This window comes from Pseudoalteromonas sp. Z9A5 (genome assembly GCF_011378875.1).
Taxonomy (GTDB): domain Bacteria; phylum Pseudomonadota; class Gammaproteobacteria; order Enterobacterales; family Alteromonadaceae; genus Pseudoalteromonas.
In genome coordinates this window covers 1-21,528 of sequence record NZ_WTLC01000056.1, presented here as the reverse complement: position 1 = coordinate 21,528, position 21,528 = coordinate 1, and the positions used below count along the sequence as shown (strand labels likewise).

Sequence of the window (21,528 nt, the reverse complement as noted above, 5' to 3'; positions counted from 1 at the left end):
ATTTATGGGGAATAACCACACTGTATAGGCTCTGCCTTGCCTAAATACCAAACAGACTGCTGCAAATTTAACCTTGAAAGATCAACAGACCCTAGTGAGCTTGGTAACTGCTCCTGCGTTACCTTACTGGCTTACATCCATTAAGAATAAGTAAAAACCGAGCAAAGCTTCAGCATCCTGCTCACGCCCCTCCCTACATCCATGCAGGCAACAAAGAGTCAATCACCACTAGGATAATTTATAGGCAGCGCATGTTTAATCCTTATGCTGCGTTATCACCTATTTATTGGGAATAACCACACAGCAAAGGCGCAGCCTTACTTAAACACTAAACATACTGCTATAAATTTAACCTCTAAAGATAAACACGCCCTAATCATTTGCTTGCTGAATCAGCAATAACAACTCAGCTGTAGCAGTCGCATCAGCAAGTGCTCGGTGATGGCTGGTTAAATTTAAATTAAAATGCGATGAGAGATTACCCAATGAATACGACTTTAAGCCTTTAAATGCTTTACGTGATTCAACGACGGTGCACATTTTTGGCATTTTAAAAAAGTGCCCTGCCATCTCACATTCTTTTTTAATAAAGCCGTAGTCAAAATTAACGTTATGAGCCACAAAAATACTGCCTGCTAGTTTATCTATTAGTGGTTTTACAACCTCTGAAAATACGGGCGCGTTATAAACCATACTATCGCTAATACCGGTTAATGACGTTATAAACCCTGGTATATGCCGCTCGGGGTTAACTAAGCTCGTCCAGCTATCAATTACTTTTCCGTGCTGTACTTTTACAAGGCCTATTTCGGTAATTCGGTTACCGCCTTTTAAACCACCGGTGGTTTCTATGTCTACCACACTGTAAATACGGTTAGGATCTACAAACCATTTAACCGCTGCAATATGTACTTCAAAACCAACGTTTTTTAAATTATCAATGGTGGTTAATTGGTTGCGTCTTAGTTTGTCGCCCGGTGCTTTTACCTCTTCAAAATGTACCTTGCCATTATTGATAACCATTAAGTCGGGGTAGCCGTCTTTTAGCTGTAAATAATGTTTACTCATATTAGTTAAATGAGTATTTAAAGCCTCTATTGGGCTATTTAAAATAAGTGCTTCTAGCGGTTGTAACAACTCTTGATGCCATCTAAATAAGCCATTAGGTTGCTCAAAATATTGCGCTATATTTTTACATACTAAATTAAGTAATGACTGTGGCGTTTGACACTGTGCTAAGCGTTCATTTATTTGTACTTGTTGCGCTTCATAAAAATTATCGAGCCTTAATACTTGCGGGTAAATATCAAACTCATTACATGGCGGGTAAGGCGACTCAATAAATAATTCGTGCCAAAATACTAAACCAAATAAACTCTGCCAAAGCGTGTTTTCGGTATTAAATACTTGCATCCCTTGGCGAGTATAATAGTCGTTTACGCCCTGCTCTACTTCACCTCTGTACAATTCATCAATTTCAAGTACGCACTGTGTATCGCTAAGCATTGCACTTAAACGCGATCGTGTTTTTTTATTGAACTTACGCATTAAAAAATCGTCAGCAAAATACAGTAAATCATCAGTAAGCGGGCTTTCTATAATGGTTTCTAACCGTGCCTTTACCCACTCTTTATTACCAAGTCTGTATTGCTCTCTTATTTGAATTTCTTGTGCTTCGCTATCCTCTACACAGGCTTCAAGCAAGCTAAAAGCAAGTTCACTATCAACTACCTTTAACTGTCGATAAAGCTTAACTAATAATTTATTTTTTAGTAAAACTGCAATTGCACCATGCGCAGCTTGCACTAAAACCTGCGACGCTAAAGCAGCATAGTCGCTTTCATCCGTTATATTTTTAAATGCTAACCGGTAGCGGTTTAATAAGTAATTTGATTGCGCTTCGTCAAGTGTTTCAAAACGCGATAAGCTCTCGCTGTGCCCTTCGCGCGTAGCGGTTAAGCCTAAATCTCGCATTACAAAACGGTTTTGATGATTTACATCACCACTGCTTAGCTTACCTGCAAATAAAAACTCAAAGTACTCGTAATAATCACTGCGATTATTAATTACGTACTGGCTATAAAGTGGTACTAAATCATATGACCGAGTTTTAAAAAATGCACATGCAATACCAACCAGCGCGCCTTTAGCTGCACTTTTTTTAAAGCTTATCTCTTGTGGGTAATTACCTAGTAATTCTAGCAATGAGGGTTTTGTTAAGTGCGCTAATAGCTCTGAATAATGCGGCTCGTTTGGCTCAAATAAAATACCGACCGCTTTTAAGGTATAAACAGCCTGATGTGGCGAGGTTATTTCTTCATAATTTAATGACTGCGTTTGCACTAAATAAGGCTTTCGCGAATATACCCGCGCCAGCATGCATTGGCTTTGTTCATCAAGTTGATTAACTTTATTAATAAACACTTTATGTTTAGGTTCTAACAAGTGCATACATTTATTAGTCACAAATTCAATGAGTTCTCTAAAGTGCGCTAAATAGTATTTTGCTGGTAATTCTTTTTTCATAACTTCGCCACAACTGTATATAAAAACAGTATCCAGCATTTGTAGTTATTATTCAATCTTAAAGTTGTACCAATAGGTGTTTAGACAAATATTTGATAAAAATTTATTGTGACCGTTCACTCTTTAGTATTTTAAAGCGAAATTACGGGGCAGTTAGCATTTTAGATAATGAGATTACGCTATATTGAAATAATGGTGGTAGGTAGTACGACTTAGAGCACTAAGTAAATAAAGCGCTTTTATAAAAAAGCGCTAACATAAATATAATTATCGCTTAGGTAAACTTTTACTTATTTCTGCACAAAGTTTAGAAAACGGCAATGTTTGCAAAAATACCGTCCCGCCTTGACCCATTCCGCGAACTCGACTATTAAAAATGCCTTCTCCTGAAAAGATTACATTTCTTAAGCCACCAGATAACTCTGCATCAAATCGAATGCCTTTTGTGTAGCCAACAAGGCTGCCACTATCAACGATTAGCTCTTCGCCATCTTTTAAATCATGCTGAATAATCGAGCCACCAGCATGAAAAATTACTTTATCGTCACCTTTAATTGACTGAAAGACTAAACCTTCTCCGCCAAAAAAGCTGCCCATACCTGTTCCTGCAAATGCAACCGAGATACTGGTACCGAAAGAAGCCGCTATGTATGCGCCTCGTTGCAAAAATATTTCGCCATCAACTTCGCTCAAATCAAGCCCAACAATGGTTCCTAAATACGGAGCTCCAAATACTACTTTTGCTCGTTTATTACCAACATTTTTATATTGCATAACCGTAGCAGATTCGCCAGCCATCATGCGTTTAGCTGCGCCAAACAAATTACTTACAAGCCCACTTTTAATTGCGCTTCCATCTGTTAATGTGGCTTCCATAGTAATGCAAGTATCCATCCAACTCATTGCACCGGCTTCAGATATGCATATTTCCCCAGGATCTAATGTAATTTCTGCGGCTTCAGCCATTGGCTGACCAATAATTTCAAGATCTATTTCATGGCACTGTTTCATAATCGTCCTTGTTTTTAGTTAATTATTAATTGTAATGCATATATTAAACACTATTTGACAATTTTATCCACTGCGCTCAAATACTTTAAACGCAACAATTGTTTTTGTTTACTTGATGAAGTTTACTGAATATGAGTATTTACTCACAATGACATACTATAAGTTACAAGAAAGCATAGAACACGGTTCAATATAGAAATACTATTAATTTTAAGCAGTAAAAATCAAACTCTGAGTCAATTTAAACTTTCGAAGAGTGTTAATTTTATAAACACGCCACCATTTTCACCTACATATTCAATTGCTACCTCTTTGCCATCAATAAAACGCTTGTACATATCGCTCTTTTAACAATTAATATATTTTTTATCATCTAATTAATCCTACTAAATAATCCCCCTAACTTTACTGACTTGATTGAATTAATAGTAAGTGAAGGTAGTAAATAAGTAACAATAACTCATTTAAATTGGCACTTATCAACGGCTGCAAACATTCATAATCACCTGAAATTAATTTAATACCGTAAAGTGTTAAGCATTAATGGTTTGCTATACTATATGCCTTTGTATTAATTAATGTTCAGAGCACACAATGACAACACATACACCACCTAATAAGCCCATACCGGCAGTAAGTACACCGACTGAGGCATCCATTTTATATGTTATTTTTATTTCTGCCGTTGCTGCTATTGGTGGCTTTTTGTTTGGTTTTGATTCTGGCGTAATAAACGGTACGGTTTCAGCGCTTGGTAATGCATTTAACTCAAGCAGTGTAGCAACCGGATTTAATGTAGCGTCGGTGTTGTTAGGTTGTGCTTTAGGAGCATTAGCTGCAGGACCGCTTGCTGATAAATTTGGTCGCCGATCTATTATGATTGCTACAGCCATCATATTTGCTATTAGCGCATTTGGTTCAGGTATTAGCGACAGTTCAGCTGAATTTATTTTTTACCGCTTATTTGGTGGTTTGGGTATAGGTGCAGCATCTGTTTTAGCTCCCGCATATATTTCTGAAGTTGCCCCTCCTACAATTCGCGGTCGCTTAGCTACTTTGCAACAACTTGCAATAGTGCTGGGTTTATTTGCCGCTTTTTTAAGTAACTACCTTATTGCAAATGCGGCTGGTGGCGCACAAGAAGTATTAACGTTTGACTTAGCCGCTTGGCGCTGGATGTTTTGGGCAGAGCTTGCGCCTGCAACGCTGTTTTTAATCGGCGTTTTATTTATACCTGAATCACCGCGTTATTTAGTTGCCCAAGGTAAAATTGATGACGCTAAAACTGTATTTAGTAAAATATCGAATGACAATGCTGATACGCAAATAAACGATGTTAAACGCTCACTCCAAAGCGATACAAAACCAAGTATTCGTGATTTATTTATCGATGGCAGTAAAAAAGTCCACCCTATTGTCTGGGTAGGTGTGGCACTGAGTGTTTTTCAGCAATTTGTAGGTATTAACGTAGTATTTTATTACGGCTCTGAGCTGTGGCAAGCGGCGGGATTTGATGAATCGCAATCACTATTTATAAATGTACTAGCAGGTACTACTAACATCGTATCTACTTTTATTGCGATTGCATTAGTTGACAAAATTGGTCGTAAACCACTGTTACTAATAGGCAGTATTGGTATGTTTGTGAGCCTAAGTGCACTTACTTACATATTTGGCAGTGCAGGCCTTGATGAAGCAGGAAAGCTTGCCCTTAGCGATAACATGGGTACTTTTGCACTGATTATGGCGAACTTGTTTGTGGTATTTTTTGGCTTAAGTTGGGGTCCTGTGGTATGGGTGTTATTAGGCGAAATGTTTAATAACCGTATTCGTGGTGCAGCCCTTGCTGTGGCTGCAAGTGCACAGTGGATTGCTAACTTTGCAATCACCATGACCTTTCCTATTATGCTTGCAAATATTGGACTTGCGGGTGCTTATGGATTCTATGCTTTTTCGGCACTTATTAGCATATTTTTTGTGGTTAAATATATTAAAGAAACACGCGGTAAAACGCTCGAATCAATGTAAATTACAAAATATAAAATAAACTCCCGTCTACTTGGTTTAACCCAATTGTAGGCGGTGCTTTATTGCTTTAAATATATAGGAGGTAATAATTAAAGTGCTAAAGCTCAATAAAAGCACTTAAGCTTCATTGCCAATTAAGCAAAATCACCCTAAGTGCATATCATACAAACTTTTGAATAGCTTTATCATAAATGTGAATCATGACTTACATTTAAATCTCTTTATAAGACACGCATAATAATTGTTACACTGCCCGACAAATTTAAAGATTGTTAGCATAAAACGTATTTTAAAAGTTATTTATATCGATAAATTTATTTTCAATTTTACTCATGCCTTTATTTCGATTTTTCTTTTATAACTCGGTATATTAAGCATCTAATAATTGCTTATAGGTTATCCGATATTATTTATGTTTGTATCGCTCCTTCAATCATTTCACTTTAAACAAAAAAAACAGCACCCTAAAAAGCCTAAGTTTATTATTTTTTACATCAATTATTTTACTTATTAAGCCCTTACAAACCTAATAGCAAAGTTTGCTATAAAGCGCTTTGTAAAACATATTCAAAAAACAGGTACGTTATGAAACCGAACATTATTAGTTTTATCTTAGTCACACTAATCGTTTTATTATCAGGGTGTGCTGATAGTGATCCGAAACCAGAACCCGTCACGCTCACATTGAAAGATGTACATTTTAAGTTCGAGGAAGGTAAAGGTGTTATTACTGGCTATCTAGCCGATTATAAAGATATTATTATTCCGGATAATTTTGATGGCATGCCTGTCACTGTTATTGATTATGAAGCATTTAAAACACGCGGTCTTAATAGTGTCGTTCTTCCTAATTCTTTGGTTGAGATTGAAGGGGATGCGTTCTTAGGTAACAATTTAAAAAGTGTTGTCATTCCTGATTCTGTAACATATATCGGGGGTAGTGCCTTTGCTTCCAACCGGTTAGCTGAGGTACAAATATCTAGCTCACTGAAAATGTTAACGTCACTCGTATTTTTTAATAACGCCCTAACACAAGTCGTTATTCCTGATTCGGTTACTTCCATTGACAGATCATCGTTTGAAAAAAATGCGCTCAGCAATGTTACTATTTCCTCTTCCGTAACACATATTGGCCAATCTGCTTTTGAAAATAATAAACTGACCAACATCACGATTCCTAATTCAGTAATTACCATCGATAAGAGTGCTTTTTCAAATAACCTGTTGACTAATATTACGTTCTCGAGCAACTTAAAAGAAATTAAAGAAGAAGCGTTTCGCCATAATTTATTGGCTAATTTAACAATTCCAAATTCCGTAGATAAAATTGGTGAATCCGCTTTTCGTGATAATGTATTAACCACCCTAACCCTCCCAGATTCTATACGGACGATCAGTAAGTTTGCATTTCGTGACAATAAGCTAACTGACGTTTCTATGGGAAATTCAATAAGATCTATTCATGACGGCGCATTTTTTAATAACAAATTAACACATATTACGTTACCAGACTCGACTCGTAGTATTGGGGCATCGGCTTTTTCTAACAACGCCTTAACCAGTGTGATTATTCCAGAAAAGTTAGAAAGTATAGGAGGAGCTGCTTTTTATAAAAATGAACTCACGAATGTGGTCGTTCCTCCTAGAGTTAAAATTATTGGTGATTACGCATTTGATAAAAATAATCTAACCAATCTAGATATTCCTTATTATTCCCTGTCGAGACTTGGTGCATCAGATCATTATGCAAAGCGAGGTGGTACGGTACTCACTTTAAGCAGTGTGGAATTTGACAAAGAAAGCGGCACACTTGGTCGCTATAGAGGTTCTGCTAAAGATATTATAATTCCTGATAACTTTGACGGTGTTGCAGTGACAACAATAGACTATTTTGCTTTTTCTAATCAAGGAATAACCAGTGTGGTCATCCCAAACACGGTAACAACGATTAAAAGAAGTTCGTTTTCTTATAATTCATTAACCAGTGTCGTGATCCCCGATTCTGTTACTAAGATTGGCAGCGCTGCATTTACCAGCAATATGCTCATTAAAGAAACGCTTCCTTCCTCTTTAGCTGATGTTGGAGGCAACGCATTCTCTAAAAATATACTGAGTCAAATAACTATTCCTGCGAGCACTGTTTTTCTTGGTGGGGCGTATTCCGATAATATTTTAACGAGTATTGATATTCCTAGTTCTGTTGCAAAAATTGACAACTGGGCATTTGATGGCAATCATTTGACGAGCGTAACGATCCCGGATTCTGTTACTGAATTGGGTGAATACAGTTTTTCAAATAATTCATTAACCAGCGTGAGCTTATCTAACTCATTAGTTATCATTGGACCTCGTGCTTTTTCTCGCAATGCATTAACCAGTATTACCCTGCCTAATTCTGTCGTTAACATAGAAGAGGCTGCCTTTGCTAATAACAAATTAACATCGGTCGCTATTCCAGATTCGGTCACCCAACTTGGGGCTGCGGTGTTTGTAAATAATGCCTTAACGTCTGTTTCTATTTCTCACTCTTTAAAAGCGATAGAGGGAGCTACATTCGCTGTAAATGCTTTAACCAATATTACTATTCCAGATAATATTACCAGAATTGAGTCTTCTGCTTTTGCCAAAAATGCATTAACCAGCGTGACCATTCCTCGCTCTGTAAAAACGATAGGCGTTCAGGCATTTATAGATAATGCGATTAAAACGGTGACAATACCCAATACGGTTACCTCCTTTAGTGAGTTGGCTTTTGATAAAGACGTCGATATAGAAAAAGAGTAGCCATTAAGCGTAACTTATTTCAGTAAAGTTCAGGTTAAATTCTGAAAAATGATTATGAAGACTTTCCATTAGGAACCAATGAAAAGTCTCGAGCTTATTTTCTCAATAAGTATAAAAATTAAAGCGTGCATTTCTATAAAACATTTAATTAAAGTAGTCTGTAAATAAAGTAAGAATAACGCTCGTTAATCCTCATATACACAATCCACCTACATGAAAAATACCCTTTCGGGTTTATTTTTCATGTAGGTACATAACTTGCTGCTAATACTTAAACAAGTAAAAAAAGGGTTAAGTAATGTCTGCAGATACACTTTTCAATCTCACAAAACAACCTTGGCTTGTTATTGTAGTTTGCCTTTTTATTTTAACTACTGCATTGTTTTGCATCCGCTTTTTTATAATGTACTGGCTTAAAAAGTGGACATCAAAAACGAAGTTTATATTTGATAGCTTACTTATTGAGTCAATAGCTAAACCATTAACAATTTGCACTATTATTGTGCTGTTAACCATTTTGGAGCAAGGAGCCATTATAAAAGAGGCTTCTTTTTCGAAGTATATTCCGTTTTCAACAATAAATATTATATTAGGTTTACTCGCATTAATTCTCTTTTTTGATCGCTTTATTATTGGCACCGTTAATTATTACAGTAAAGAATCAGCTGTAATTTTTAACTCCCAAAGTATTATTAAAGGCGTTATTAGAGCGACCATTTTATCGGTAGGTATTTTGGTTTTATTAGGTACATTGGGGATTTCTATTACGCCAATAATCGCCTCTTTGGGTATTACATCCTTGGCGGTTGCACTCGTACTGCAACCTACCCTCGAAAACTTTTTCTCTGGTGTTCAGTTAGTTATAGACAAGCCTATACGGGTTGGCGATTTTATTGAGCTAGAATCAAAAGAACAAGGCTTTGTAGAGCACATAGGATGGCGCTCTACTTGGGTTAAAATGCTACCTAATAATATGATTATTATACCTAATAGCCAGCTGTCTAAATCACGTATTATTAATTACTTTTATCCTGAAAAAGAGCTAAGCGTGCCTGTTGATGTAAATGTACATTACGATTCTGATTTAGAATTTGTAGAGCAAGTTACTTTAGAAGTCGCACGTGAAATCCTGATCTCTCACGAATGGGGGGTGGATGATTACAATACCTTTGTAGTTTTTCATACCTTTGATAGCTCAAGTATTAACTTTACCGTAATGCTAAGAGCTAAAGAGTATTTTAATCGGTTTTGGGTTAAATCTGCTTTTATAAAAGCGTTGCATAAACGCTATAAAAAAGAAGGCATCGTTATCCCTTTCCCTATTACAGCTATTAATACCACACAAGAAGCAGCAAAATTTAAAAGTGATATCTAGATAATAAATCCATCTCAAGTGACTATTTTCAGCGATAACTGCAAATATCTAGCTAGAAAAAGTAACTTTAAATATCATATAGTTTATTATGTTAATAAATCTATTAACCAACGATCTGGTTAATTAAATAAGAGAGTAAGTAATACTTACCCCCTTATTTATAAATAACTAAAACTGATACGTAATTTGCCCAACAATTTCACGAGGGCTACCCGGAAAATGCCCGTTACGCTGACTAAAGCCACTTACAGCATATTCTTTATCAAACAGATTATTAATATTTACACTCAATAACACGTCATCAAAGCGACTCGTCCAGCTCATATCAAATACGGTAAATGGTTTTACTTTTTGACCATCAGAGCTAACTTGTTCACTTACATAGTTAGCACCAAAAGCAATAGAGGAATTAATCGAATCTAGCCCAAAGCGAGACCATAAACCCGCTTGATGGCGCGGTGCATTAGCAAAGCGTGAGCCATCACCAAATGTATCTGAAAAAGTCTCGCCAAGCGCTCCTTCAACCACAACCGTATCGTTATATGCGTAGTTAGCCGTTATTGTCCAATGCTCAGATAGGTCACCTACCAAGGTTGTTTCAAATCCACGGCTTTCTACTTCACCTATATTTAAAAGTGCAGCAATACCATCACCTGCTCCCGTATCGTCAGGGTTACTCATTACCACGTTTTCTTTATTAATTTGGTAAACTGCAAACGTACTCATTATTTTGCCATCAAACCATCGGTTTTTCATACCAAGTTCGGTTTGTTTACCTGTTTCTGGATCTAAGTTTCCTTCACCTATCACATCTTCTTGATCGCCCGACGATGTCGGATTAAAGCTTTCAGAGTAGTTTATATAAACAGAGGTGTTTTCTACTGGCTGGTAGGTTAATGCTACGCGAGGCGTAACACCGTTATCAGAATAGCTAAAGCCAGTTTCTTTATTTAATTCTTTAAAATAGTCATAACGTAGGCCAGCAATTACAGTCCATTGCTCACCAATACTAATTACATCTTGAACGTATACACCAAAACGGTCTGTATCTATACCATCACGATCTAAATCAGTTAAGTTATAGGTGCTAGGATCTGTTTCACCATAATTTAGAGTGTAAATATTTAAATTTGCTACGCCATCGGCTTCATATTGTGCGCGCAAATAATCGTATTGCGTTTCGACTATGTGATAATCACCACCAAATAAAAACTGATGCTCTACATCACCCTGATCAACACTGTAAACAAAATCGGTTGTTAAGCTAATTTCTTCGTTTGCACGAAACTGTTTGCGGTACTCTCGCCTAATAGTTTCATCATCAATATTAGCAATGCCATCGCCGTTTACGTCAACCCAATTTTGCGACTCGTGATAAGCCTGATCACGCTCATTGTCAAGGTATCGTAGAGTGGAACTAACTGAAAACTTATCTGAAAAATAATGGTTAAGCTCAGCTTGTAGTACTAACGCTTCCATATCTTGATAGTCAAATGACTCATTTGCATTATAAGAAGGGTCAACTAAAAAGTTGCCGTTATCATCTACTGGCACTCCACGCAATCGATTGCCACCCAAGTCTTGTTTAATATAATCAACACTTGTTGTAAGCGATGTGGAGTCGCTTAAATCAAATAATAAACCGCCTGTAAGTTCGGTATTTTTTGAATCGGCATTATTACGAAAACTGTCTTGTCCTTCATAAAAACCGCCTAACCTATAAGCCATTGTGTCGCTCAAGCCGCCTGTCATATCAACTGATGCGCCACGAGTATTAAAGTTACCCAGTGTGAGCTTTAATTCACGCTTTTGCGTGTAGCTTGGTTTTTTTGTAACGTAGTTAATCATGCCGCCAGGCTCACCACCACCGTACAAAGCAGAAGCTGGACCTTTTAATACTTCAACACGAGAAACATTAAATAATTGTGGTACACCAAAGCCCGAATATGGGTCGCCACGCACCCCATCATAAAATACATTTGCGTCATCTCTAAAGCCACGAAATGTAACTCCCGAATAACTGTATTCACTAACACCCGCAATTGATCGGTATAAATCGGTAATATCGCGTGCGGCTTGATCAATAATAAGCTGCTCTGTTAATACTTGAGCAGACTGAGGAAGCTTAATAAGATCTAAATTAGTTTTAGTACCAACCTTGCTTTCTGTTTCTAAATAAAACTGCTGAGCACGTCCTGTTACTTCAATTTTTTCAATTTCGTCGTTTTGTTGTGAAAAAGCCATATGAGAAAAAACAGATAAAGACGCAGCAATACTTAATGCCAAATAGTTAGGGTTAAACATGATGATTCCTGAGGGAGGTGTAAAATAATTAACATCTTAATGATAACTCTTATCATTTTCATAATCAATAACAGGAGGGAGGTTAACACATCTAAATATTAGAACTAATATCATCAAAAACAGGTGGTTATTAACAATGAAATGTAACCATTATTATAAAACCACCTGTTATTTATAAAGTAACTTAACGCTTAATCCAGCCAATACTTAGAATATAACGACAGCCTTTTTCAATCTTTGAAACACTGTGCTCATTTATATCGGGTCTAAAGAGTTTTATCCTACTTTTATTTACTATTGAGTTATCGCAAGTAAATTCACCGCCTTGTTGTGCATGCTTTAACACAATATTTAACCTAAAGTGCTTGCCGGTTTTAACGTTGTCGGTGTGTGGTTTTATTTCGCTTCCCTGTGGGAATTTAATAAAGTAAACATCAAATTTTATAGGCCATAGAGCACCACATAACAGCATTTTATGATAACCAGACTCCTGCCTGCCACAATCCCATCTGAATAATTTATTTATCATAAAAACAACTTAAGTTTATAAGGCAACACTCTAGCCTTTTGCGGTGACCTTATTATTACGGTTCAGAGGGTAAAATAAGTACGTAAACTAAATCCTTTTTACTTTTAACTTTGCTGAGTGAACTCGCTCTATCTGCGGTGTTATTAGATTACAATTTATATCAATATAACTAATTTCATTTGGCGCTAAAAACATATCATTACTTTGCCCTACACAGTTACCAATAAACTTATTATTTTTATCAAATGTTGACGCAACTATAGCCCTCATATATATGCTCTCGTTGGTGATGTTTTGTAACTCTGCAGTAATTCTTACTTTACCATTATCTTTAAAAACATCTGATAAAGTGAGCTTTTAGTCATCATCAAAGTCAGTTGTTGATTCTAATACTTTATTGCTCACCATTTTTTTAAATCCGCTGTCAATCTCAGCCGCTACTGTTAAAGCATATACACTTATGCCTCCAAGTAACGCAATTACAAATCCCAAGCCCCAAAAAAATCCTTTTATAGATTCGTTAAAATTACCTAAATTCATTTCTAACTCCTTTTAAAATTACAATTAATAAGCTGGTAGTTTACCATTGTATTGCATTTACTATGTACCCAAAATAACCTTCTTCGCCAATCAAGTTTACTTTTTTGTTTTTTAGTTTCAGCAACTCATCATTATCCAGAAACCATTTAATTGAGTACTCATTATGTGTAGATAAATCCGAAAATGTGAGGTTTACACACTCATAATAGTCTTTAGTGCACTCGTTAACCTCAACTAGGACGTATTCTTGTGACCATTGCTCACCTAAATGATAATGAGTCCACAACTTTATTGGCAACAAAATTAATGAGGACAAATACAAATAAATAAATATCGGTGCTATAAGTAAAATAAAGGCATTCCCCAGCCAGTTCCCTAAATCAAAGTATTCTTTTAGCCATTCACGAACCCCATGGTTATGTTTATAATTCTTAAATAAGATAAATAAAGCAAGTAGGGTTAAAAACATTAATACCCAAGAATCAATAAAATTGTAATGTTGGTTAGGAATAAAAGCGGGATCCTCACTCTCATGCCATCCATAGAAAGTTGCCGGTAGCAAAAACAATAACAACGCTATAATAAAAATAAATAAACCTCGTTCTTTGCTCGTTTTCATAGTTTATAGCGCTTTACTAATACTTCATAATTGCAAAGAGTATACCGTGTTTATAAAGAGAAACTTTGTTTTTTATTTACAATAAGTTTGCTTATTATACAAATATAATAAGTGACTATTACTAACAATCTTACCGTAGTGAAATTAGTATTCTGTATTTCGAAACCAATTGTAAAATCAAAATATATTAATATTAACGCACCAAAAAAGTACTAAACGATTAGATATAAGAATAAAAACCCACCATTTTAACTAGCTATTCTTGTAAATTTTGAACAAGGCTGTAAATTACACTTGTACTAAATAATCTCATAACGGACTAATATGACAGATAATTTTCAAAGTAATGTTTTAAATAAAAGCACATGGATAAAGCTTTTTATTCTTACTTTATTTTTATTTCAAAGCGGTGCTTTGCAAGCAAATGAGCAAATTGAAAAATCAACTCAATTTACAATGGATCGCGATACAGCTAAAAGTAGCATCAGTCACTTTAAAGCGAATAAACTAGATTATCTTCAAAATAAAAAACAGCTAAAAAAAATATTTGAAGTGAGTAAAGAACAAAATTGGGAGACACTTCATTTAGAAGCGGCTGCTTTGTATGCAGAACTACTTTTTAGAGATGAGCAATATGACGCGCTAAATACCCATGTAAATAAATACCTAGCAATGGAAGCTATTCAAGCACGCTGGGATTTATACTTATTACTGCTAGAAGCAAAATTAAAGTATCTCTCGCAACAAGAAGAACAAACGCCAGCTAAAACATTAGTAAAAAAACTAGAAGCCTGGCTGCCAGAGCGTACTATTAATGAAAAAATTATTATCTATCGGGCTCTCGCATACTATTACACCAGTTCAGATTCGCTTAGCAAAACACTTGATGTGTCGCTTGAAGGCTTAAACCTGTCGATAGAACAAGCCGACAACGCCTCGCAAGGGTTTTTCTTACGTAAAATTGGTGATGCATATAATTATTTAAATGAAAAAGATAAAGCCGTAGATTATGCAAAAAAAGCAATTGTCGCATACGAAAAAACCCAAGATCACTTACTCACAGCAAAAGCTTATTGGAGCTTGGGAAATGCACTTTTAGATGTAGGTAACAGCAAAGATGCCATTGGATACTTTAAAAAAGCCTTACTTTATTTTAAATCGGTCAATATGCAAAAAGGAGTTACTTTTGCTCAATACTCAATAGCGAGTATTCAATATGAGCATGGTAATTATAAAGATGCACTGAGTACTGTTAATCAAAACATAGCGCTTGCAACCACTGCGGGTGTATTTGATATGCAGCTAGCCTCCATGATTTTATTGAGTGATATTTACGAAAAACAAAATTTATATAAAAAAGCAAATGATACAAATGACCACGTTTTTTTATTACTTGATAAATTTAGTAGAAGTATTTATAAATCCGATTTTTTAGGTAAACGCTATAAACTAAAACGACACCTTGGGTACGATAGCGATGCATTTGAAGCAATTGAGCAAGAACTTTTTTATACAAAAAAACACTTAGAAGCGACTAGCGAAAATCATATAAGATCGCTGCAGGTAAAATACGAAGTTAAAAAGAAGGAAGAAGAAATATTGCGCCTTGCGCACCAAAACGACATTAGTGCTTTTAAAGCGAAAGAAGAATACCAACAAAAATTGATCTGGCGCTTAAGTACAGCGATTGCTTTTATTTTAGTACTTGCATCTTTATGGTTATTTTACAGACAAGTTGCCCAACGTAAAAAGTATCATGCACTTGCATCAACCGACTTCCTTACAAAATGCCTTAATAGGCGCGGTATTATGCAACTCGCTGAAAATATAATAAAAGAGCAAGCAACAACAATTGCAATTGTCGATCTCGATTACTTTAAAAAAATTAACGATAGCTTTGGACACGATATTGGCGATTTAGTGCTTATTGCTTTTGCCAACGCAGCCAAACAATCATTAAAAGGTAATGGCGAATTTGGTCGTTATGGTGGCGAGGAATGGTTGTTTATTTTAAATACGACGGACGTATCAACAATTAATACTATTTTTTCAGATTTAAATAAAAATTTGTCAAAGTACTGTGCTGAAATAAGCTCAAAAAACACTTCATTTAATGAACCAGTTACGTTTAGTGTTGGTGCAGCTATTAGCCACTCAACTCAAAATCAGCTTGATGATCTGATAAAAAATGCAGATAAGCTACTTTATCAAGCTAAAGAAAGTGGACGAAACCAAGTCGTTATTAATTAAAAGTTACAATTATCATCTTAATTTAGGTCGTAAATTAATATGTATTAGGCGGTAAAAAAGCCGCCAAATATTTATTATTGGTATTTTTTCCATTGAGTTTTTTTACTAAAAACCCATTTAAATTTATAAATTCAAGCATTCTTCTATCAGTACAATTCATACCCCGTAAAACTAAAAACCACTAAATACGCAGTAAATATTATTTAAAAAACACTGGAAAATTCATCGTGAATTCAGTTAGCGATTATTATCGAACTGCTATTTATGTCGCTAATAAAGATAAGCTAATCCATTAAAATATAATAAGATTATTTAAATTTATATATGATTCTATTTTACAACGACAATCTATGACTTATCGCACAAAAGGGTTAATTCACCGCATCAAAAGTTGAATTATCGGTACAATTACACTAGTGTAAAAAACAAGCATTTAAAATCACTCATGGAGATAATTTACATGGTATCACGAAGGAGTTTTATAAAAGCTGGTGCAGCATTTGGTATTGGCTCAATGTTGAGCGCACCAACGTTAGCACAACAATTGAAAGTAAAAATGTCATCTGGGAAAGTAATGCCCACCAGAGGCCAAATTGACGAAGATGCACTACTTCCCACTAATAATATGGATAATAGTAAACATTATCGTCCTAAATCAAGAATGGGTTTAGGCGGTTTAGCTGCAGGCAATGGCTTTAATACTATTTCACCTGATGAAGAAATTCTTCAAATGCTACATGCCGCTTGGGATTCAGGCATTAGGCATTTTGATACATCACCGTTTTACGGTTTAAGCCTAAGCGAAAGACGTTTTGGTGACTTGCTACGTAATAAAAACCGCGATGAGTATGTATTATCATCTAAAGTAGGACGCCTACTTACCCCCAATGCCGAGCCATTAGAAAACAGCTGGCATTGGGCTGATCATTCCCCATTTCATTACAAGTATGATTATTCTGCTTCGGGTACTCGTCGTTCCATTGAGGACACCCTGCAACGTATTGGTGTTGCTTCGCTTGATATTGTATACATTCATGACTTATCGCCTCAAAACAGTGATATGGGCGAAGATTGGCTTAAATACTTTGACCAAGCGGCTAAAGGCGCTATTCCTGAACTGACCAAAATGCGCGATGAGGGAATAATTAAAGGCTGGGGCTTTGGAGTTAATACCCCAGACGCAATTTACAAAGCAATTGATATGTCTGATCCTGATATTTGTTTATTAGCGCTGCAATATTCTATTTTGGATCACAAACAAGCATTAGATAAAACATTCCCAATGTTAGACAAACACGATATTTCGGCTGTCATTGGTGCCCCACTTAATGGCGGTTTTTTAGCTGGTCGCAACCGGTTTAATTACTCACCTAAAATCCCACTGCCAATGCAGCAAAAATACGTAGCAATGAGTGAAATTGCAGCTAAGCATGGTATTGATATGAAAACCGCTGCACTGCAGTTTGCAGAAGCACCTTCAACTGTTTCAGCTATTATTCCTGGTGCACGTACAGCGCAGCAAATAGAAGCGAATGTTGCTTCAATGAAAGTTAAAATCCCAGATGCATTTTGGAGTGATTTAAAATCGAAAGATCTTATTGCCCAAAATGCGCCTATTCCAACCTAAAGCCAAATATTACTGTTAAAGCGTACCCTTTAAGCTTAATGGGTACGCTACTATTACTCGCTTTTATATTATTTATTGAGCTAGGTAGTGCTAAAAAATAATATCAGTCTCTTTTAAATCGCCCTTAAAAGCTTAATAACTCCTAAATGAAATATATCGCATGACCAGTAAAAAATGTTATTTATAGTAAAGCTGGGGGAAAGCAGGTAATTTATTCAGCCTTAATTGCAGTGTAAGATTGAAAAACCTCATTGTTATATACTAAGCTCAAAGATTAAGTATTATTGAGCTATAAACTCTTATTTTACTTTTCCTTTAATTACTTTTTTAGCTGACTTTGACCTTTTTGGCGGCTTTGGCGGCAAAGAGTCTACAAAATTAACGCATACGCCTATCCAGTATTCTAAATCAGCGTCCGATTCAAAACCCTCGGGTAAAATATAAACCAAGCCCTTGACTGGCTTACCTGTAAAGTCCATTTCAGTTACATGAGGCTTAGTTAAGCAAGAGCTATAATTTTTAGGCCCGACACGCACCATCAGTTTATCGCCAATAATTACGCAGCACATATACTCCGAAATTATAAAGCACAAGCCACCAAACATTTTCTTTACTACTAAATTGTGGCGCGCATTAAACAACTCATAAAGTCGCTCTTCTAACCCTCTGTCAAAAGCCATTTAAGCATCTCTATTTTTTAATAAAACACATTGAAAAACTAATTATATAAACGATTTATAAATATTACAGTAAGTTTTTATTGGTTTTATTTTTTGAAATTAAACATAAATAAAGTAACAAAAGAGCTGATAGGAATAATGGGGATTTACAAAGTGGTAGGATTTTGACGTTTACTTTTTTATATAATCGCACTAACTCATAGCTGATAATTAAACTGAGATTAGTGCGACTTTAAAATAGGTGTTAACTAAAATTCACTGGTTTAATTTAATAAACCAAAGTGCTTATGCTGACAGCTGCACTTGAGTATCATCTACAGATGCTTTTTTCATACTGCCTTCTTGCTCTAAGCGAATATGCCAGCTAAACGCTTCTTCAAGTAAATGAGGGGTGTGCCCACCACGCTCACAAGCGCGCTCATAATAGTCTAACATCGCTTCGCGATATTCTGGGTGCACACAATGCTTAATAACTTGTACAGCACGCTCACGCGGTGCTAAACCGCGTAAATCAGCTAAACCTTGCTCAGTTACTAATATATCAACATCATGCTCGTTGTGATCAACATGGCTAACCATAGGCACTACGCTTGATATTGCGCCATCTTTAGCAATCGACTTAGTCACAAATATAGCTAAATGAGCATTACGAGCAAAATCACCAGAGCCGCCAATACCATTCATCATTCGTGTGCCACAAACATGCGTTGAATTTACGTTGCCATACATATCAAACTCAAGCGCGGTGTTTATTGCAATAATACCTAAACGGCGCACTATTTCAGGGTGGTTCGAAATTTCTTGAGGGCGTAACACTAGCTTGTCTTTGTATTGTTCTAAATTATTAAATACTTGCGCGTTACAACGCTCAGACAACACAATTGAGCTGCCCGATGCAAAACTAAGCTTACCTGCGTCAATTAGGTCAAACGTCGAATCTTGTAATACTTCAGAGTACATTGTTAGGTCTTTAAAGTCAGAGTCAAGTAATCCCATCATTACAGCATTTGCAATATTACCAATGCCTGCTTGTAGCGGACCTAAATTAGCTGGCAATTTATTTTGAGCCACTTCTTCTTTAAAAAAGCTAACTAAATGGCGCGCAATAGCGGCGGTGTCTTCATCAGGATCGGTAACGGTAGAAAACGAATCACTTTGGTTAGTAAAAACAATACCAACAATTTTTGCAGGATCGATAGGAATTGCAGTACTACCAATTCGGTCATCCACTTTAACTAACGGCATTGGTTGGCGAGTAGGACGATACGAAGGAATGTATATATCGTGCAAACCTTCAAGATTCGGGTTATGCAGCATATTAATTTCAACGATGACTTCTTTGGCAAAAATAGCAAAACTCGCTGAATTACCAACCGATGTAGTAGGCACAATATGCCCTTCTTCGGTAATGGCAACGGCTTCAATAACAGCCACATCAGGCATAGTTAATTGATGGTTACGTAAATGCTCAACCGTTTCAGATAAATGCTGATCAATAAACATTACTTCACCGTTATTAATCGCTTTACGTAAAGTGCTGTCTACTTGAAAAGGCATGCGACGCGCTAAAATACCCGCTTCTGTTAGTAGCTTATCAAGATCATTACCGAGTGATGCGCCTGTCATTAAATTTATTTTTATTGGATTTTTTTTGACTTGCTCAATTAATGCTCTGGGTACTGCTTTAGCTTCTCCGGCACGAGTGAAACCACTCATCCCTACAGTCATTCCATCTTTAATAAATTGGCTTGCCTGCTCTGCTAACATTACTTTTTGATGCAGGCTACTATTACGAATACGTTCCAAGTGCATACTGAGCTCCTCTCTAAATTTGACGTTATTCTAAGCCTTACATAGTACTAAACAATCTAGACTTAGGTCGTATTTACTAAAGAAGTATGAGGGTAGTGCTAAAGAACAGAGGTACGTTGCTATTTATTGTTATTATTTAAAGTGGGCATCTTGGATATCCCCCTTTTAGCTACAACCTACCATGAGAAAAATTAAGCCACCATTCTTTATAATTATTGAGCTTTACGGTGCTGTCACGTCAAAGTCATTCTTCACTAAAAAATCGGGAATGTAATCAGTTTCAACCGTTAGCTGGTAACCTTTAAGATCATAAGCATGGCTAGCAGCAGCCATTAAGGGTAGTGATATCCATCCTTGTCGCTCTCTTTCATCCTTTTTCCAATATTTTTTATGAGCCTCTAGCGCCTCTACCATGGCTTCATTAAATTCATCTTGTGCGTTGGCAGTGTAAATACAGCGGTATACTCGCATCAAAGGTAATAAAATATGTTGCACATAACGGCGACGACCAGACGCTATTGCATTAGGGTCGGCCGCAATTAATGCCGCCTCAAGTAAGTTCCCCATATTGGCTTCAGGCTCAAATAACCCCTTCATTAAATTAATAAGCGCAGTATCAAATGCATCAGCACTAATGTTTGCATTATCAAACACACTTTTAGGTACTTGAATAAGTTGCTCTATTGCTTTTTTGTCACGCAGTGTTACCGCTGCATAAAATACTTTTTCCCACACGTCGGTATGTAAATAAGCCCCCGCAGGGCCACCTGTTAACGCAAAAGTATCATTATTAATAGTTACATCAAAGGTTTCACCTTGCCTGCAAACAAAAGCAAAATTGGCACAACCAAACTCTTTAATATGTTGTAAATAACGCACAATTTGTTGATGAGGCACATCAGCCAACACCGCATTACCAAAGGCATTGATAGCATCTTGAATAGAGCCGCCTAAAACACCTTGAGAGTTTTTAGTTTTAATAGTATTGATGCCTCTAAGCAGCAACTCTTCGTATTCATTAATTCTATCAATTATGCGCTCTATACTTTTTGCTTCAAAATGCCTTGCTATCATCTATTATATTCCTTTATTTTTTTAGTGTAGATATTACTAAAATCACTGGTTTTAGTTTTGGCTAACGAGCCATCTTTATGTAGTTTTTGGCTAACTTTTTTCTATAAAACGCAAAAATCAGTATGGGTTTCACTGGTATTTTTTGTGAAATGGGGTACGTAATAATTAAATAAAAGCATTTACTTAGATGTGTATACACCGGCTCGTCTTGACTTCAATGGAGCTAAGACAGCCCGTCGAAGACATAGGTTTTAAAACCTGAGTGGGTGTTTGAGCACTTAAGTCGTAACATACGCTTATCCTGTATGTACTTCACTTATAATGAAACAAAAAGCGCACGCTAACCAAGGTTAACCAGATAAAGACACG

General features: G+C 36.2%; 14 protein-coding genes. 5 read left to right on the top strand and 9 right to left on the bottom strand.

The window, feature by feature from the left end:
- Positions 1–372 precede the first annotated feature (372 nt).
- Complete coding sequence (locus GQR56_RS19580) at positions 373–2,565, bottom strand: exonuclease domain-containing protein (protein ID WP_166114686.1); 2,193 nt, start codon at positions 2,563–2,565, stop codon at positions 373–375.
- Positions 2,566–2,793: 228 nt separating this feature from the next.
- Positions 2,794–3,537 carry an AIM24 family protein gene (locus tag GQR56_RS19575; RefSeq protein ID WP_166114684.1) on the bottom strand — a complete coding sequence of 248 codons (744 nt, stop codon included), beginning with the start codon at positions 3,535–3,537 and terminating at the stop codon, positions 2,794–2,796.
- 594 nt (positions 3,538–4,131) lie between these two features.
- Between GQR56_RS19575 and GQR56_RS19570 the strand changes: the two genes are divergently transcribed.
- From GQR56_RS19570 to GQR56_RS19560, 3 genes are all read left to right on the top strand, one after another.
- Complete coding sequence (locus tag GQR56_RS19570; RefSeq protein ID WP_166114681.1) at positions 4,132–5,565, top strand: sugar porter family MFS transporter; 1,434 nt, start codon at positions 4,132–4,134, stop codon at positions 5,563–5,565.
- Positions 5,566–6,150: 585 nt separating this feature from the next.
- Entirely contained in the window at positions 6,151–8,349 is a 2,199-nt protein-coding gene (locus tag GQR56_RS19565) for a leucine-rich repeat domain-containing protein (RefSeq protein ID WP_166114678.1), read from the top strand.
- A gap of 298 nt (positions 8,350–8,647) precedes the next feature.
- Positions 8,648–9,724 (top strand): mechanosensitive ion channel family protein, encoded by a 1,077-nt coding sequence (locus GQR56_RS19560; protein ID WP_166114675.1) that lies wholly within the window; start codon positions 8,648–8,650, stop codon positions 9,722–9,724.
- Positions 9,725–9,892: 168 nt separating this feature from the next.
- Here the strand turns inward: GQR56_RS19560 and GQR56_RS19555 are convergent, their stop codons facing one another.
- The 4 genes from GQR56_RS19555 to GQR56_RS19540 form a co-directional block, all read right to left on the bottom strand.
- Positions 9,893–12,028 carry a TonB-dependent siderophore receptor gene (locus tag GQR56_RS19555; RefSeq protein ID WP_166114672.1) on the bottom strand — a complete coding sequence of 712 codons (2,136 nt, stop codon included), beginning with the start codon at positions 12,026–12,028 and terminating at the stop codon, positions 9,893–9,895.
- Between the two features lie 184 nt (positions 12,029–12,212).
- Entirely contained in the window at positions 12,213–12,557 is a 345-nt protein-coding gene (locus GQR56_RS19550) for a 2OG-Fe(II) oxygenase (RefSeq protein ID WP_166114669.1), read from the bottom strand.
- A 357-nt stretch (positions 12,558–12,914) separates the two neighbouring features.
- Positions 12,915–13,097 (bottom strand): hypothetical protein, encoded by a 183-nt coding sequence (locus GQR56_RS21600; protein WP_231613067.1) that lies wholly within the window; start codon positions 13,095–13,097, stop codon positions 12,915–12,917.
- 40 nt (positions 13,098–13,137) lie between these two features.
- Entirely contained in the window at positions 13,138–13,716 is a 579-nt protein-coding gene (locus GQR56_RS19540) for a hypothetical protein (protein WP_166114666.1), read from the bottom strand.
- Positions 13,717–14,040: 324 nt separating this feature from the next.
- Between GQR56_RS19540 and GQR56_RS19535 the strand changes: the two genes are divergently transcribed.
- Together GQR56_RS19535 and GQR56_RS19530 are read left to right on the top strand one after the other, a co-directional pair.
- Entirely contained in the window at positions 14,041–15,966 is a 1,926-nt protein-coding gene (locus GQR56_RS19535) for a tetratricopeptide repeat-containing diguanylate cyclase (RefSeq protein ID WP_166114663.1), read from the top strand.
- 460 nt (positions 15,967–16,426) lie between these two features.
- A complete protein-coding gene (locus GQR56_RS19530) occupies positions 16,427–17,593 on the top strand; it encodes an aldo/keto reductase (protein WP_166114660.1) in 1,167 nt (388 codons plus the stop codon).
- A 299-nt stretch (positions 17,594–17,892) separates the two neighbouring features.
- Here the strand turns inward: GQR56_RS19530 and GQR56_RS19525 are convergent, their stop codons facing one another.
- From GQR56_RS19525 to GQR56_RS19515, 3 genes are all read right to left on the bottom strand, one after another.
- Positions 17,893–18,273 carry a TfoX/Sxy family protein gene (locus GQR56_RS19525; protein WP_166114657.1) on the bottom strand — a complete coding sequence of 127 codons (381 nt, stop codon included), beginning with the start codon at positions 18,271–18,273 and terminating at the stop codon, positions 17,893–17,895.
- Between the two features lie 285 nt (positions 18,274–18,558).
- Positions 18,559–20,085 carry an acetyl-CoA hydrolase/transferase family protein gene (locus tag GQR56_RS19520; RefSeq protein WP_166114654.1) on the bottom strand — a complete coding sequence of 509 codons (1,527 nt, stop codon included), beginning with the start codon at positions 20,083–20,085 and terminating at the stop codon, positions 18,559–18,561.
- 222 nt (positions 20,086–20,307) lie between these two features.
- Positions 20,308–21,159, bottom strand: coding sequence for an immunity 49 family protein (locus GQR56_RS19515; protein WP_166114651.1), 852 nt, complete (start codon positions 21,157–21,159; stop codon positions 20,308–20,310).
- Between the last annotated feature and the right edge of the window lie 369 nt (positions 21,160–21,528).